Here is a 14,991-nt window from a genome sequence, read left to right as displayed (position 1 = left end):
TTTTTTCGTTATTTCGCATTTATTCATCCCATCATTTGTCGATTTATTATATACTTTTACTATTACATGAATTACCTGTGAATTAAAAAGAGTACCGGGCTTCACCTCCCGGTACTCCTTTCAACGGTCTTAGTTACGATCACATCACTGTCAAATCCAAGGATCCCGCTGATCACCCGTGTTCCCGCGGTGACAGGCGCCTGGACCCTGATCTTTTTAATTTCCTGCATTGCATTCCATATTTCCTTTTTAGGTATTGGTTTTGTCAGGCGGACACTTGCGAGCGGCAGGACGCCGCCCGTCACCAGGATGGACGTTGCTATATTCCTCTGAGGGGCCAAAAGCTCCTGCTGCACATATTCCTCCCCTCTGGGACAGGCCGCTCCGGTGAGCGAAGATATTTTATCATTCTTGATCTCCGCTTCTATCTCACAGCCATTGGGACACACGATACAAGTGAATTCTCTCAGCATTCTACACACACCTCCAGTTCCTCCCTGCTTTTGACCGCAGACGCTTTAAGGGGTATCCGGATCATCTCCGCCGGAAGCAGTTTTTTCATTTTTTTCGATGCAAGCTCCACTCCGCCCTGCTTGATCACGATCCGTCCGTCTTTTATCACGCTTCGTACGCGCATGGAGATCACTACATCCGAAGCTCCGCTGATCCGCTGCGGAACCGTATGTCCGATATGGGAATCCGTTTTTATCAGGATATCACATGCCGGCAGACCGTTGTCCGCCAGGTATCCAGCCGCAGAATCCGCCAGCTTTTCCGCCTCCAGGGACACAAAATCAACCAGGTCATGCACGTGAAGGACATTTCCCGCCGCAAAGATCCCGTCTACACTGGTCTGGAAATACTCATCCACCACCGCCCCCTTCGTGCGGGGATCCAATTCAACGCCCGCATCTATGGACAGCTCATTTTCCGGTATTAGCCCAACGGAAAGGATCAGCGTATCACAGGAATATTCTTTTTCTGTCCCCGGAATGGGTCTTAAATTCCCGTCAACCTGCGACACTGTAACTCCTGTCAACCGGGAATCTCCATGGATCTCCGATACGGTATGGCCAAGATACAGAGGAATCCCATAATCATTCAGGCATTGCTCAATATTTCTTGGCAGCCCGCTTGGCACCGGCTGTATCTCAAAAACCGCCTGCACATGCGCCCCCTCCAGTGTCAGCCTCCTCGCCATGATCATCCCAATATCCCCGGACCCAAGGATCACCACTTCTTTCGCAGGCATTCTGTTATACAGGTTCATGTATGCCTGCGCAACTCCCGCCGTAAAAATGCCGGCGGGCCGCTCTCCCGGGATTCCCAGGGCGCCCCGCGTCCGCTCCCGGCAGCCCATGGTCAGGATCACCGCCCGCGCCTGATACTGCTTTAATCCATTACGAGACGCTACCGTGACAACCTTATCTTTTGTGATCTCCAAAACTGCCGCATCTGTCTGATACGGGATATGTTCCCTGACAATCTCATCGATAAATCTCTGGGCATACTCCGGCCCGCTGAGTGTGGTCTTGAAACGTGTCAGACCAAATCCATCGTGGATACACTGGCGGAGAATCCCCCCAAGGGAGCTCTCCCTCTCCAGCACAAGGATATCTTTGACGCCCTTTTTATATAACTCCACTGCCGCAGCCAGGCCCGCCGGCCCGCCTCCGACGATGATCACATCTATATTTTCCACAATCAAACCTCCTCCCGGACCCTGCCCATCAGTACCTGGGAACCCTGACGCGCATATAAAACCTCAGTCTCTCTGACTCCAAGCTCTTCCTCCAGCATCTGTTCCAGCCGCATCTGGCAGTATCCGCCCTGACATCTCCCCATCATGGCCCGGGTCCGGTACTTGATCCCGGTCATGGTATGTACCCCCAGCGGATTGTGTATGGCCTGCAGCAACTCCGCCTTTGTAACCTTCTCACAGCGGCAGATGATCTCGCCGTAGTCAGGATCTTCCGCGATCTTTTGCGTTTTCTCTTCCAGGGAAAGCTCTTCGAAACGGACAATTCCTTTTCGGACCGGATTGAACTCCGGATTTTCTGCAAATGCTTCCCTCTCCCGCATCAATCCGACCGCATATCTGGCGATCGGCACTGCCGCCGTCAACCCCGGTGACTCGATACCGATCAGATTGACCGCACGAGGCGCCAGTTCATCCTTTATCTCAATCTTAAAATCCTGGATCACCCCCTCCTCATCCACCCACTTTGACAGGATGCCGGAATAATTACGGATATAATCTTCTTTTCTGATATGAGGCCAGAGCCGCGCCGCATCCTCCGCCAGATAATCCATATTTTTCTGAGGCACGCCGTAGTAGGAAAAGTCAGTAACCTGCTCAGCATTGGGACCAACGATCACATTTCCGTCGATGGTATTCGTCACGTGGATACCCATATAGGTATTTGTGGGGACCGGATAGACAGGCATGGGCAGCAGAGGACCTGTCCGTTTATCCAGGATAATATAATCTCCTTTAGAACCGATGATCCTGTATCCGCCAATCCCAAGCATATCGGATACCACTCCGCACCCAAGCCCCGCCGCATTCACAACCCATCGGCACTCATACGGCCCATGAGAAGTAGCCAGTCTGTAGGTTCCATCCTCCAGCTTTTCTATGGCCTGTACTTTGCAGTCAAAAAAATACTCCACGCCGTTTTGGTGGGCATTCTCAGCCAACGCAACCGTGTAGGCAAACGGCTCCAAAATACCGCTGTTGGGAGAAAACATTGCGAATTTGCCAACAACCGCCGGGACCAGTTCATGAAGACGTTTCTCGTCGATGATCTCCAGTCCTTCCGCCCCGTTTATCTCTCCCTGCTTCATGGTGCGTTTTAAAGCTTCCATGTCCTCGTCTGTATTTCCCACTAATACCTTTCCGCACCTCTTAAAGGGAAAATCCAGTTCCTTTGACAGCTCTCCCATCATGCGGTTTCCTTCCACACACAGTCTCGCTTTGAGCGTCCCCGTGTCATAGGCAAAACCGCCGTGTACCACTGCAGAATTCCTCCCGCTGGTCTCATAACATACATCCAGGTTCTTCTCCAATACACCGATAGAAAGCTTATATCTGGACAGTTCCCTTGCAACAGCGCTCCCTATGACTCCCCCGCCAATTATCAGAACATCATATACTTTCTTCATAACGACCTCCAATCATCCTATGAATATACTTCTTTTTTATCATATCAATCGCTCAATGTCAATATTTTATGAAATTATTTGCCATATTCATCCCATGTATTGTGTGTGAATGGAATTATTACTGAACATATACAAGCTCCTGGCATAACAAAAGCTCTCTTTCTGACACAGGCTATTTACGTTTTCGCCTGTCTGTCTGAAAGAGAGCTCATTAAATACTCGCTGTCCCGATGGAAGATTAGACTTCATTCTGGTTACTTAAACTCCTGCAGCTTACGCTCCTGTAACGTCCTGCTCCCGCTCTTCCTCCGCATATCTGTTCTCATTGTACAGAAGATGAAAATACATCGCCTGCTGGGCTTCCACGCCCTTCCGGTTCTTTATAGCATCAAATATAGCCCGGTGCGACGCTACAGTCTGCTTATATTCTGGCTCACGGACCTCGCTGGCAAAAATGGAAATTCCATTGCCGATCACCGGCAGCAGATTCGAGATCACATCATTGTGGGTGCACATGCCAATCTGTACATGGAATTCCACATCCTTATCTGCATAAGGTTGTTTCTGCTCGATCAGGTCCTCAATCTCATGCAGGATACATTCCAGCCGCTCAATCTCATGAGGGTATGCATTCTGAGCCGCCAGCGCAGCAATGGGCGGTTCCAGGATGGTCCTGATCTGGATCAGCTCTTTTGTAAGCTTCCTCCTGTCGCTCACAAGAGAAAAACCAAATGGGTCATCCACCACACCCTGTTTTTCCGATATAAAGGTGCCTGCCCCCTGCCGGACCGTGATCACATTCCTGGATACCAGAATCCGCACTGCTTCCCGGACTGTATTCCGTCCCACACCCAATGATTCCGACAGTTCTGTCTCCGTAGGAAGCTTATCCCCCGGCACATACTGGCGCCGCCGGATTTCCTCCATCAAACGCTGTGCTGTCTGCTCTGCCAATGTTTTATTTTCCATGTCGTATTTCCCTCTTGCAGTGTCAGTTCGCTGAGTTTATCGCTTCTTTGCCGCATCCTGGCACTGCACTTTTATATTTCTTCTATTATACGGAATTAAAATGATTTTGTCAAAAAAGGCACTATGCTTTCGCATAATGCCTTTCATAAATACAAAGATCAGATTAAACTAACTCAAGCAGCACTTCCATAGCGCCGTCGCCGTGACGCTGGCCGATCTTAACGATACGGGTATATCCACCGTTGCGGGAAACGTACTTCGGAGCAATCTCATCAAAGAGCTTTGCCGGAAGATCTACGGATTTGGTGTTCTTCTTTCTGCCTGCAGCCTCGGTCGGAACCTCGGTCACATCATAAAGAACTTTCAGCATCTGACGTCTTGCATGCAGTCTGGAAGGATTATCTTTCTTGATCTCCTTCTGAACTTCATCGTAAACGGTAACTTTCTTGCCGTTCACTACTTCTTTGACTCTCTTGCCGTCTTTGTCCTTGCGGGCAACCTTAGCGGTAACGGTAACGGTCTCAAAGTTGTCTTTCTCTTTTACAGCTAAAGCGATCAGACCCTCTGCTACTTTGCGGATCTCTTTTGCTCTTGCCTCAGTGGTTCTGATCTTGCCATTGTACAGCAGTGCAGTAACCTGGCTGCGGATCATTGCTTTTCTCTGGCTGGAAGTTCTTCCCAGCTTTCTATAACCTGCCATTATCATTTCCTCCATGAAATGTGGAGTGCAGTCTCATGCCCTTCGGTCTTACTGGACCGCATCATCCGAATTTTGTAACGTACCCGCCCCCGCTCATTGGACTTATGGGGTAAGCACTCTTGTCAGTTGATCGACTCCCGCACAGTTCTGCGGGAAACCCGAACTCCGCTTCGCTACGTTTGGGTAGCGCTCGCTTTGCTCGCTTTACTCTTCGCTCGGGTTCAGCTGTAAGCCTAATTCCTTTAACTTGGCAAGAACTTCCTCAAGAGACTTTCTTCCCAGGTTGCGGACCTTCATCATATCCTCCGGAGTGCGGTTGCAAAGCTCCTCCACAGTATTGATGCCGGCTCTCTTAAGGCAATTGTAGGAACGAACGGAAAGTTCCAGCTCATCAATGTTCATCTCCAGGACTTTCTCTTTTTCATTGTCCTCTTTCTCTACCATGATCTCAGCGGTCTTGGCATTCTCAGAGAGGTCAATGAACAGATTCAAGTGCTCGCTCAAAACCTTGGCCGCAAGGCTGACAGCTTCATCGGGAGCAAGAGTTCCATTGGTGAAAACATCCAGGGTCAGCTTATCGTAGTCGGTAACCTGTCCCACACGGGTGTTCTCAATTGCCATATTGACACGCTCTACCGGGGTGTAGATGGAATCCACCGCGATCACACCGATAGGCAGGTCGTCGTTTTTGTTCTTGTCTGCACTCACATATCCGCGGCCCTTGGTGATGGTCAGCTCCATATAGAACTTGCTGTCCGCGCCGCCGCTCAAGGTGGCGATCACCTGGTCGGGATTCATGATCTCGATATCCGGGTCAGCCTGGATATCTGCTGCAGTGATCACGCCTTCACCCTCAAACTCAATGTAGGCGGTCTTTACTTCGTTGCTGTCACTGTTGTTTTTAATAGATAAGCTTTTGATGTTCATGATGATCTCAGTCACATCTTCCTTTACTCCGGAAATAGAACTGAACTCATGCAAAACGCCGTCGATTTTCACCTGGCTGACTGCTGCACCCGGCAGGGAAGAAAGCATAATTCTTCTCAGGGAGTTGCCTAATGTGGTGCCGTAGCCTCTCTCAAGTGGTTCAACTACAAACTTGCCATATTTCTTATCATCTGAAATTTCAACAATCTCAATGTTTGGTTTTTCAAAATCGAACACGACTATAGCCCCTCCTTTTGGGTTCTTTTATCGAGGGATGTGTACTCAAGCGTTCAATGCTTTACTTGGAATACAACTCGACGATAAGCATTTCGTTTACCGGAACATCAATCTCATCTCTGGACGGCAGCTCTTTTACAGTACCGCGCAGATTTTCCTGATCAACATCCAGCCATGCCGGAACCAGGCGGCCTGCGGTTACTTCCAGAACATCTTTATATCTCTGAGAAGCTTTTGCCTTCTCCTTTACCTCGATTACATCACCGGCTTTTACCAGGTAGGACGGAATGTTTACACATTTGCCGTTTACCAGGATGTGCTTGTGATCAACGATCTGTCTGGTCTCGCGTCTGGTGCGGCCGAATCCCATACGGTAAACGACGTTGTCCAGTCTTCTCTCCAGAAGGATCATCATGTTCTCACCGGTCTGACCTTCCATCTTTGCGGCTTTGCTGTAGTAGTTGCGGAAAGGTTTTTCTAATACGCCGTAAATGAATTTCGCTTTCTGCTTCTCACGTAACTGGAGACCATACTCGCTTACTTTTCTGTTAGCTCTTTTTAATTCTCTGTTTGATTTTTTATCAATTCCTAAATAGATCGGATCTAAACCAAGGGATCTGCATCTTTTAAGAACAGGAACTCTATCTACTGCCACTTTTAGTACCTCCTATTAAACTCTTCTACGTTTTGGCGGGCGACATCCGTTGTGCGGAACCGGAGTTACGTCCTTAATACTAGTTACTTCAATACCGCATGCAGAAAGCGCACGGATCGCTGCTTCGCGGCCTGAACCAGGTCCTTTTACCATAACGTCTACAGATTTTAAGCCATGTACTAAAGCTGCTTTAGCAGCAGTTTCTGCAGCCATCTGCGCTGCATATGGAGTAGATTTCCTTGAACCTCTAAATCCCAGACCACCAGCACTTGCCCAAGACAATGCATTACCCTGTGCATCAGTTAAGGTAACGATCGTGTTATTAAAAGAAGACTGGATATGTGCCTGTCCGCGTTCAACGTTTTTCTTTACACGCTTTTTTGTCACTTTTTTAGTAGTGGACACTTTTTTAGCCATTTTAAACTAACCTACTTTCTTCTTACTTACGAATCCTGTTTCCTGTTTTTAAAACATGCAACGTGATTCATTCACTGTGTTACTTATTTTTTCTTGTTCGCAACAGTCTTACGAGGACCCTTACGAGTTCTTGCGTTGGTCTTGGTCTTCTGACCACGAACCGGCAGGCCTTTTCTGTGACGGATTCCGCGATAGCAGCCAATCTCCTGCAGTCTCTTGATATTCATAGCGATCTCTCTGCGAAGATCACCCTCAACTGTCTGAGAGTCAGCAATAACAGCTGCCAGCTTCTTCACTTCGTCATCGGTTAAATCCTTGACACGAGTGTCCGGATTAACGCCAGCCTCAGCAAGAATACGGTTTGCACTTGTTCTACCGATACCGTAGATATAAGTCAAGCCGATTTCCACACGTTTTTCTCTTGGTAAATCAACACCTGAAATACGAGCCATTTGCGTCGTACACCTCCTATACTTTTTGTTTTTTAACCTTGTCTCTGTTTGTGCTTAGGATTTTCACAGATTACTCTGATACTGCCTTTGCGTTTGATGATTTTGCACTTTTCGCAAATCGGTTTTACTGATGATCTCACCTTCACGGCAATTCTCCTTTCTACTTGCATATATCCATTTTACTAGATATATTGGTACAACCGGGGTCGATTTTGGACAAACTTCACCCGGTATCTCAACAAAGTCGCCATGACATTATAACATCATAGATTGTATAATGCAAGCGTTTTTTCCAATTTTTATTTGATTTTCTGCAGGCGATTACCTGCAGGTTGTTGCAACCATACGTCGTGCCATTCGCAATTTGCTTCGCAAATTACTCATGATAAAATCCCCCAGTCATTTTTGCACGACTATTTATCTCTCCAAATGATCCTTCCCTTGGACAGATCGTATGGGGACATCTCAATGGTCACCTTATCCCCCGGCAGGATACGGATGTAGTTCATCCTCAGCTTGCCGCTGATATGTGCCAGCACCTCATGACCGTTTTCCAGGCGCACCTGGAACATGGCGTTGGGCAGCTTTTCTATTACAGTTCCTTCAATTTCAATCACATCTGCTTTTGACATGCGTTTTACCTCCTAAATACCACAATGGCTTCTTAAGTAGTTTTCAAGCTCTTTTCGGATCGCTTCATCCGTTGCAGGCCTTCCCACCAAAAGCGGCGTCTTCCCTGCCTGGATGTGCTTTTTATTTTTCCGTTTTGGGTTTTCAACCTTCCTGGTCTTTCCATCCGATATGGTAACGTATTCCCCTTCATCGGTCAATATGATAAAATACTGGTCTTTGTCATGTCCGGCAAGAGATCTCGCCGGGCATCCATACTCGTAGGTCATGCCCGCACCGCCTTACAAAGACAGGATCTCAGGCTCGCCCTCAGTAATGAGAATCGTGTTCTCATAGTGGGCTGACAAAGTGCCGTCATCCGTTACCACAGTCCAGTCGTCATCCATCCATACCACATCCGGGCGTCCGGCGTTGATCATGGGTTCGATCGCCAGGGTCATGCCGGGCACCAGCTTAATGCCCTTCTTTTTCTGTGCAAAGTTGGGTACCTCCGGGTCCTCATGAAGGTGCTCGCCGATGCCGTGGCCCACCAGGTCACGCACCACACCGTAGCCGAAGCTCTCCGCATAAGCCTGGATGGCTGAGGAGATATCACCTAGATGATTGCCAGCTTTTGCATATTTAATCCCCTGAAAGAAAGATTCCCGCGTAACTTCGATCAATTTCTCCGCTTCGGGAGTGATTTTCCCTACTGCATGGGTCCTTGCGGCGTCTGAATGATAACCATGCCAGATGACACCTGCATCCAGACTGACGATGTCGCCTTCATGGAGGATATGGTTTTTATCTGGTATTCCGTGTACCACCTCATCGTTGACCGATACACAGATGGAAGCCGGATAGCCATTATAATTTTTGAAAGAGGGGACGCATCCGTAACCGCGGATCAGCTTTTCACCCAGACGGTCGATATCCAGAGTGGACATGCCCGGCCTGATCGCCGCTCCCAGCTCCTCATGCACCTTTGCCAGAATCTTTCCAGCCTCACGCATAAGCCCGATCTCTCTCGCAGATTTTATGGTCACTGACATAGTTTACGCTCCCAGGACATTTACAATGTCCTCAAATACTTTGTTCAAATCTTTAGTTCCATCTACGGTAGCCAGAATACCGGCTTCTTTATAGTACTCGATAAGCGGCTGGGTCTGGTCATGATACACCGTGAGACGTTTCTGCACGGTCTCAGGTTTGTCATCGTCACGCAGCACCAGCTTCTCGCCACACACATCGCAGACACCTTCTGTCTTCGGCGCGTTGTATACGATATGGTAGGTAGCTCCACATTTCAGGCACGCTCTCCTGCCTGCCATACGGGTTACGATCGCCTCATCCGGCACATCCACATCAATGGCGTAATCCATCTTCTCTCCGCGGTCGGAAAGTGCCTTTGTCAGACTCTCCGCCTGCGGGATCGTCCTCGGAAAACCGTCCAGCACATAACCGTTTGCGCAGTCTGCCTCGCTGATGCGGTCCAAAAGCATCCCGATGGTCACATCGTCCGGAACCAGCTGTCCCTGGTCCATGTAGGATTTTGCTTTCATTCCCAGCTCCGTGCCGCCTTTTATGTTGGCGCGGAAAATGTCACCAGTGGAGATATGCGGAATCCCGTACTTTTCCGCGATCTTCTTTGCCTGGGTGCCTTTGCCTGCACCTGGAGCACCTAACATGATAATCTTCATATGGCTTATCCTCCTTTTATTTAGCAGAAAGAGCTGCTGCCCATTCCAGTGCAGCAGCTCGTCTCTACGAATGCTTAATCGTTTAAGAAGCCTTTGTAATTCCGCACAATCATCTGAGACTCGATCGCTTTCAGTGTCTCCAGGATAACGCTGACAATAATGATCAGGGACGTACCCATAAAGGACAGCCGGCTGACCGTAAACACCCCGGAAATCATGATCGGGATAATGCTTATGATGATCAGGCCAACAGCACCGATAAATACAATATAGTTCAGAATCTTGTCTAAATAATCAGAAGTTGGCTTACCCGGGCGGATGCCTGGGATAAATCCACCGGACTTCTTCATATTGTTCGCCACCTCAAGCGGGTTGAAGGTAATGCTTGTATAGAAATATGCGAAAAGCACAATCAGCACAAGGTAGATTACCAAACCGACAGAATACCACGGCATCTCCGGCTTAAACCATGAAGATGAGTTCATCACCGTCAGGAACTGAGACATCCCTCTGCCAAAGGCAGTAGATACGTCCGGTTTAATAAACTGGCCGATGACAACCGGGAAAGACATGATGGAGGAGGCAAAGATTACCGGGATAACGCCTGCGGTATTTACTTTTAACGGAATATGGGAAGCCTGTCCGCCCACCATTTTCCTGCCTACCATCTTCTTGGAATACTGCACCGGGATCCTGCGTTCACCATCCTGAAGAATAATAACGAACACTACCATGGCAAATACGATCGCCAACATAATGATAGCGACAGTAACTGCCGTGCCGATGTTGCGTCCTCTCAGGAACCTGGTGTACAGGGTGTTGATGTCTTCCGGGAGTGAGGATACGATGTTGAAGAGCAGGACAATGGAAATACCGTTGCCTACGCCCTTTTCCGTAATCCGCTCACCGATCCACATCAGGAACGCACTGCCTGCGGTCATGGTCGCAACTGCGATCACGATGCTCCACACATTGTAATCAACGAGCAGCCCCTGTCCGCCGAAGCCGATCGCCATAGCGATGGATTCAACCAGTGCCAACCCTACAGTCAGATAACGGGTGTACTCTGCAATCTTTTTTCTTCCATCCTCGCCCTCACGCTGCATTTCTTCCAGTTTCGGAATCGCAATCGTCAAAAGCTGCATGATAATGGAGGATGTGATGTACGGGGTAATGCTCAATGCGAAGATCGACATGGACGTAAAAGAACCGCCGGTCATCGTATTGAAAAAGCCAAATGCATCATTGCTCTGACTCTCAAAGAAATTCTTAAAGAAGTCAGTCTTTACTCCAGGAATCGGCAGTTCGGATCCAAAACGGATGACTACCAGCATCAGGAAGGTGAAGATCAGTTTTTGTCTGATCTCCTTAACCTTCCATGCATTTCGGAGTGTCTTCCACATATTAGATCACCTCGCAGGTTCCACCTAAAGCTTCAATTTTTGCCTTTGCACCCTCGCTGAATGCATCAGCTTTTACGGTCAGCTTTTTGGTTAATTCTCCATTTCCCAGGATCTTAACGCCATCTCTCGGATTTTTAACAATGCCGGTCTCCAGCAGGGATTCCACAGTTACAACTGCGTCATTCTCGAAACACTCCAGAGCTTCCACGTTGATACCAACGATCACTTTGGTGTTACGATTCTTGAATCCTCTCTTCGGGATACGTCTGTATAACGGCATCTGACCGCCCTCGAAACCAGGTCTCGGAGCTCCGGAACGTGCCTTCTGGCCCTTATGGCCTTTACCGGCAGTTTTTCCGTTGCCTGAACCGTGACCACGTCCACGTCTGAAATTATCACTGTGCTTAGAACCAGCAGCAGGCTGTAAATTGGATAAATCCATTGCAATGCACCTCCTTACTTCTATATTAGATTTCTTCTACTTTCACTAAATGCTTTACGTGCCAAATCATGCCTCTGACAGCCTCGTTGTCCGGAAGCTCAACAGTCTTGTTGACCTTGCGAAGACCAAGAGCCTCAACGGTCGCTTTGTGCTTCGGAACAGCGCCGATCGGGGATTTGACTAATGTTACTTTTAACTTCTCTGCCATTTCATTGTCCTCCTTAGCCTAAAATCTCGTCAACGGATTTGCCGCGAAGTTTTGCATACTCTTCCGGAGTCTTAAGCTGGGTCAGGCCGCTGATAACTGCAAGAACCACGTTGGTCTTGTTGTTGGAGCCTAAAGACTTCGCACGGATATTCTTAATGCCTGCCAGCTCCAGTACGGAACGGGCCGGGCCGCCGGCGATGATACCGGTACCTTCCGGAGCCTTCTTAAGAAGTACGGAGGAGCTGCCGAACTTACCGATGTGGTCGTGCGGGATGCTCTTGTTGTCGTCTACCGGAACCTCTACCAGATTCTTCATTGCTGCTTCTTTTCCTTTGCGGATCGCTTCCGGAACCTCACCAGCTTTACCAAGACCTGCGCCTACGTGGCCGTTGCCATCGCCTACTACTACCAGAGCAGAGAATCTCATGGTACGTCCACCTTTTACGGTCTTAGATACACGCTTGATTGCTACTACATTGTCATTTAACTCAAACTGACTTGGGTCAATAATTGTACGCTTCATGCCGTTCTCCTCTCTACTAGAATTTCAGACCAGCCTCGCGGGCTGCGTCTGCAAGTGCCTGAACTTTACCCTGGTAAATGAACCCGCCTCTGTCGAAAACGACTTCCTCGATGCCCTTTTCCAGTGCTCTCTTAGCGATCAGAGTTCCAACATAAGCTGCTGCTGCGGTGTCATCGGTATGCTCCAGCTCAGCCTTGGCTGCCTTCTCTGTGGTGGATGCTGCTACCAGAGTATTGCCGACTGAGTCGTCAATAATCTGAGCATACATGTGGTTGTTACTTCTGAACACAGCCAGACGCGGTCTCTCTGCAGTACCTGCAAAGCGGTTGCGTAATCTGGTATGCTTTTTAACGCGAACTTCGCTTCTTGATTTCTTACTAACCATCTTCGTATTCTCCTTAAATTATTTCTTACCAGTCTTACCAACTTTACGTCTGATTGTCTCATCGGCATACTTGATACCTTTGCCCTTGTAAGGCTCAGGTCTTCTCTTGTCTCTGATCTCAGCAGCGTACTGGCCAACTTTTTCTTTATCGATACCTTTAACCGTAATCTTATTCTGTCCCTCGAGAACGGTCTCCAGACCCTCCGGGTCCTCCATCTCTACCGGATGGGAATAACCAAGGTTAAGGGTTAATTTCTTGCCCTGCTTGGAAGCTCTGTAACCAACACCGTTTACCTCCAGAACTTTCTGATAGCCATCGGTTACACCGACTACCATGTTGTTGATCAGGGTTCTGGTCAGACCATGAAGAGATTTCATTCTCTTTAAATCACTCGGTCTGGTTACTACGATCTGTCCATCTTCTTCTTTGATGTCCATCTCTACAGGAAGCTCTCTCTCAAGAGTTCCCTTCGGACCTTTAACAGTCACTTTATTGTTCTCCGCAATCGTTACAGTTACGCCTGCCGGGATTGCGATTGGCATTCTTCCGATACGTGACATGCCTTTTACCTCCTACTTAAATTTTCGGAAAGCACATTTGGATGCTTTCTGTTTTCAGTTGCTTTCGTTAATACTGCTTCTGCTGATTACCATACAAAAGCAAGAACTTCGCCGCCTACACCTAACTGACGCGCTTCCTTATCGGTGATCACGCCCTGGTTTGTAGAAATGATCGCTGTTCCAAGACCGCCAAGTACCTTCGGCATGTCTTCCTTGTTTGCGTATACACGCAGACCCGGTTTGGAGATTCTCTTGATACCGCTGATGATCTTCTCATTCTTGTCTGCACCGTACTTTAAGGTGATACGGATGGTCTTGAATGCGCCGTCGTCTACGATATCATACTTCTGTACGTAGCCTTCTTTTACCAGGATGTCGGCGATAGCCAGTTTCATCTTGGATGAAGGTACGTCTACTGTGTCATGTTTAGCAGTGTTTGCATTACGGATTCTTGTAAGCATATCTGCGATGGGATCACTCATTGTCATGGTAGATATATTCCTCCTGATTTTTTTGTTGGCCGGTTTCCTTTGCGGACCTTGCCTACTCGTTGTTATTGGGGAGTTGCTGGTGGCCAGGGGAGTCGTTGGATGAGGAGATCGCGAGGGGCCGGGGGCATCTCGAAAACCTGCGGTTTTCTCGATGACGGTTGGCTTTCCAAAATGGCGCACTGGGCGGCTTTCTGGATGAGCGTAAGGCTCTGCGCGGATCTGTTCGTCCGTTGGTAGCGGCGCTTGCGCGCCTGGAATTGCTGCGCAATTCCCAAAATCTGTCAAATCCAGACCGGCTCCTGCAAGCAGGACCGTTCTTCCTTTGACCGATTTTGCCAACTCCTTGGCATAATCCGGGGTGTTAAGCCCGTGTTCCGATGGATAGCAGGATTTACCAGCTAGCCTTTTTAACTCCCGGGATCTGGCCTTTGTATGCTAATTCTCTAAAGCATATACGGCAGATTCCATACTTTCTCAAATATGCGTGCGGGCGGCCGCAGATTCTGCAGCGGTTGTACTCTCTGCTGGAGAACTTTGCCGGACGTGCCTGCTTAATCTTCATTGAAGTCTTAGCCATGGATCGTTCCTCCTGTTATTTTGCAAATGGCATGTTGAATAATGTCAAAAGTTCACGGGCTTCTTCATCAGTCTTGGCAGTGGTAACGAAGATGATGTCCATACCTCTTACCTTGTCAACTTTATCGTATTCAATCTCAGGGAAGATCAGCTGCTCTTTGATGCCCAGAGCGTAGTTGCCTCTGCCATCAAATGCGTTCGGGTTTACGCCACGGAAGTCACGTACACGCGGCAGGGCCAGGTTGATCAGGCGGTCTGCAAACTCATACATCTTCTCCCCGCGAAGGGTAACTTTACATCCGATCGGCATTCCTTCTCTAAGTTTGAAGTTTGCAACGGATTTTTTTGCCTTGGTGGTTACTGCCTTCTGGCCGGTGATCAGCTCTAAATCTCTGACTGCGGAATCCAGAACCTTAGCGTTCTCTTTTGCCTCGCCAACGCCCATGTTGATAACGATCTTATCAAGCTTCGGGACTTCCATGACGTTTTTATAACCAAATTTTTTGACCAGAGCGTCAACCATCTCGTTCTGGTACTGTTCTTTTAATCTTGCCAACTCTCGTTCCTCCTC

23 protein-coding genes are annotated in these 14,991 nt (G+C 48.5%); all 23 read right to left on the bottom strand.

All coding sequences use genetic code 11. The annotated features are described in order from the left end of the window. Positions 1 to 101: 101 nt before the first annotated feature. The 23 genes from AB1I67_RS08895 to rplE all read right to left on the bottom strand — a co-directional run bounded on the left by AB1I67_RS08895 (position 102) and on the right by rplE (position 14,976). Positions 102 to 473, bottom strand: coding sequence for a DUF1667 domain-containing protein (locus AB1I67_RS08895; RefSeq protein ID WP_367029524.1), 372 nt, complete (start codon positions 471 to 473; stop codon positions 102 to 104). Further along, complete coding sequence (locus AB1I67_RS08890; protein WP_367029523.1) at positions 467 to 1,702, bottom strand: FAD-dependent oxidoreductase; 1,236 nt, start codon at positions 1,700 to 1,702, stop codon at positions 467 to 469. The genes AB1I67_RS08895 and AB1I67_RS08890 overlap by 7 nt, the downstream gene beginning before the upstream one ends. A 2-nt stretch (positions 1,703 to 1,704) precedes the next feature. Then, positions 1,705 to 3,165 carry an NAD(P)/FAD-dependent oxidoreductase gene (locus tag AB1I67_RS08885; protein WP_367029522.1) on the bottom strand — a complete coding sequence of 487 codons (1,461 nt, stop codon included), beginning with the start codon at positions 3,163 to 3,165 and terminating at the stop codon, positions 1,705 to 1,707. A 273-nt stretch (positions 3,166 to 3,438) separates the two neighbouring features. Then, entirely contained in the window at positions 3,439 to 4,134 is a 696-nt protein-coding gene (locus AB1I67_RS08880; RefSeq protein ID WP_367029521.1) for a FadR/GntR family transcriptional regulator, read from the bottom strand. A 163-nt stretch (positions 4,135 to 4,297) separates the two neighbouring features. Continuing rightward, positions 4,298 to 4,834 (bottom strand): L17 family ribosomal protein, encoded by a 537-nt coding sequence (locus AB1I67_RS08875; protein WP_367029520.1) that lies wholly within the window; start codon positions 4,832 to 4,834, stop codon positions 4,298 to 4,300. Positions 4,835 to 5,038: 204 nt separating this feature from the next. Next, positions 5,039 to 5,998 (bottom strand): DNA-directed RNA polymerase subunit alpha, encoded by a 960-nt coding sequence (locus AB1I67_RS08870; RefSeq protein ID WP_367029519.1) that lies wholly within the window; start codon positions 5,996 to 5,998, stop codon positions 5,039 to 5,041. Positions 5,999 to 6,059: 61 nt separating this feature from the next. Beyond that, positions 6,060 to 6,653, bottom strand: coding sequence for a 30S ribosomal protein S4 (gene rpsD / locus AB1I67_RS08865; protein ID WP_367029518.1), 594 nt, complete (start codon positions 6,651 to 6,653; stop codon positions 6,060 to 6,062). Between the two features lie 15 nt (positions 6,654 to 6,668). Beyond that, the gene (gene rpsK, locus AB1I67_RS08860) at positions 6,669 to 7,070 is read right to left on the bottom strand and encodes a 30S ribosomal protein S11 (protein WP_367029517.1); all 402 of its coding nucleotides are present in this window, start codon (positions 7,068 to 7,070) and stop codon (positions 6,669 to 6,671) included. Between the two features lie 83 nt (positions 7,071 to 7,153). After that, the gene (gene rpsM / locus AB1I67_RS08855; RefSeq protein WP_367029516.1) at positions 7,154 to 7,522 is read right to left on the bottom strand and encodes a 30S ribosomal protein S13; all 369 of its coding nucleotides are present in this window, start codon (positions 7,520 to 7,522) and stop codon (positions 7,154 to 7,156) included. 32 nt (positions 7,523 to 7,554) lie between these two features. Then, entirely contained in the window at positions 7,555 to 7,668 is a 114-nt protein-coding gene (gene rpmJ / locus AB1I67_RS08850) for a 50S ribosomal protein L36 (protein WP_003497809.1), read from the bottom strand. 267 nt (positions 7,669 to 7,935) lie between these two features. Then, on the bottom strand, positions 7,936 to 8,154 hold the full coding sequence (gene infA, locus AB1I67_RS08845; RefSeq protein ID WP_367029515.1) for a translation initiation factor IF-1: 219 nt from the start codon (positions 8,152 to 8,154) through the stop codon (positions 7,936 to 7,938). 12 nt (positions 8,155 to 8,166) lie between these two features. Next, positions 8,167 to 8,421 (bottom strand): KOW domain-containing RNA-binding protein, encoded by a 255-nt coding sequence (locus tag AB1I67_RS08840; RefSeq protein ID WP_367029514.1) that lies wholly within the window; start codon positions 8,419 to 8,421, stop codon positions 8,167 to 8,169. A 12-nt stretch (positions 8,422 to 8,433) separates the two neighbouring features. Next, on the bottom strand, positions 8,434 to 9,183 hold the full coding sequence (gene map, locus AB1I67_RS08835) for a type I methionyl aminopeptidase (RefSeq protein WP_367029513.1): 750 nt from the start codon (positions 9,181 to 9,183) through the stop codon (positions 8,434 to 8,436). 3 nt (positions 9,184 to 9,186) lie between these two features. Further along, positions 9,187 to 9,831 carry an adenylate kinase gene (locus tag AB1I67_RS08830; protein ID WP_367029512.1) on the bottom strand — a complete coding sequence of 215 codons (645 nt, stop codon included), beginning with the start codon at positions 9,829 to 9,831 and terminating at the stop codon, positions 9,187 to 9,189. Between the two features lie 74 nt (positions 9,832 to 9,905). Further along, a complete protein-coding gene (secY, locus tag AB1I67_RS08825; RefSeq protein ID WP_367029511.1) occupies positions 9,906 to 11,234 on the bottom strand; it encodes a preprotein translocase subunit SecY in 1,329 nt (442 codons plus the stop codon). 1 nt (position 11,235) lies between these two features. After that, complete coding sequence (rplO, locus tag AB1I67_RS08820) at positions 11,236 to 11,676, bottom strand: 50S ribosomal protein L15 (RefSeq protein WP_367029510.1); 441 nt, start codon at positions 11,674 to 11,676, stop codon at positions 11,236 to 11,238. 25 nt (positions 11,677 to 11,701) lie between these two features. Continuing rightward, positions 11,702 to 11,884, bottom strand: coding sequence for a 50S ribosomal protein L30 (rpmD, locus tag AB1I67_RS08815; protein WP_367029509.1), 183 nt, complete (start codon positions 11,882 to 11,884; stop codon positions 11,702 to 11,704). 13 nt (positions 11,885 to 11,897) lie between these two features. Then, complete coding sequence (gene rpsE / locus AB1I67_RS08810; protein WP_367029508.1) at positions 11,898 to 12,407, bottom strand: 30S ribosomal protein S5; 510 nt, start codon at positions 12,405 to 12,407, stop codon at positions 11,898 to 11,900. A 16-nt stretch (positions 12,408 to 12,423) separates the two neighbouring features. Beyond that, positions 12,424 to 12,792 (bottom strand): 50S ribosomal protein L18, encoded by a 369-nt coding sequence (gene rplR, locus AB1I67_RS08805; protein WP_367029507.1) that lies wholly within the window; start codon positions 12,790 to 12,792, stop codon positions 12,424 to 12,426. Between the two features lie 18 nt (positions 12,793 to 12,810). Beyond that, on the bottom strand, positions 12,811 to 13,353 hold the full coding sequence (rplF, locus tag AB1I67_RS08800) for a 50S ribosomal protein L6 (RefSeq protein ID WP_367029506.1): 543 nt from the start codon (positions 13,351 to 13,353) through the stop codon (positions 12,811 to 12,813). Positions 13,354 to 13,439: 86 nt separating this feature from the next. After that, positions 13,440 to 13,841 carry a 30S ribosomal protein S8 gene (gene rpsH, locus AB1I67_RS08795; protein ID WP_367029505.1) on the bottom strand — a complete coding sequence of 134 codons (402 nt, stop codon included), beginning with the start codon at positions 13,839 to 13,841 and terminating at the stop codon, positions 13,440 to 13,442. Between the two features lie 394 nt (positions 13,842 to 14,235). After that, the gene (locus AB1I67_RS08790; RefSeq protein ID WP_367029504.1) at positions 14,236 to 14,421 is read right to left on the bottom strand and encodes a type Z 30S ribosomal protein S14; all 186 of its coding nucleotides are present in this window, start codon (positions 14,419 to 14,421) and stop codon (positions 14,236 to 14,238) included. 15 nt (positions 14,422 to 14,436) lie between these two features. Next, positions 14,437 to 14,976, bottom strand: a complete 540-nt coding sequence (gene rplE, locus AB1I67_RS08785; RefSeq protein ID WP_367029503.1) for a 50S ribosomal protein L5 — start codon at positions 14,974 to 14,976, stop codon at positions 14,437 to 14,439. Positions 14,977 to 14,991: the final 15 nt, after the last annotated feature.

Origin of the sequence: Clostridium sp. AN503, from assembly GCF_040719375.1 — a bacterium.
Lineage (GTDB): Bacteria > Bacillota > Clostridia > Lachnospirales > Lachnospiraceae > Brotaphodocola.
The sequence above is the reverse complement of the archived record's forward strand: the minus strand, read 5'-3'. Positions and strand labels throughout refer to the sequence as shown.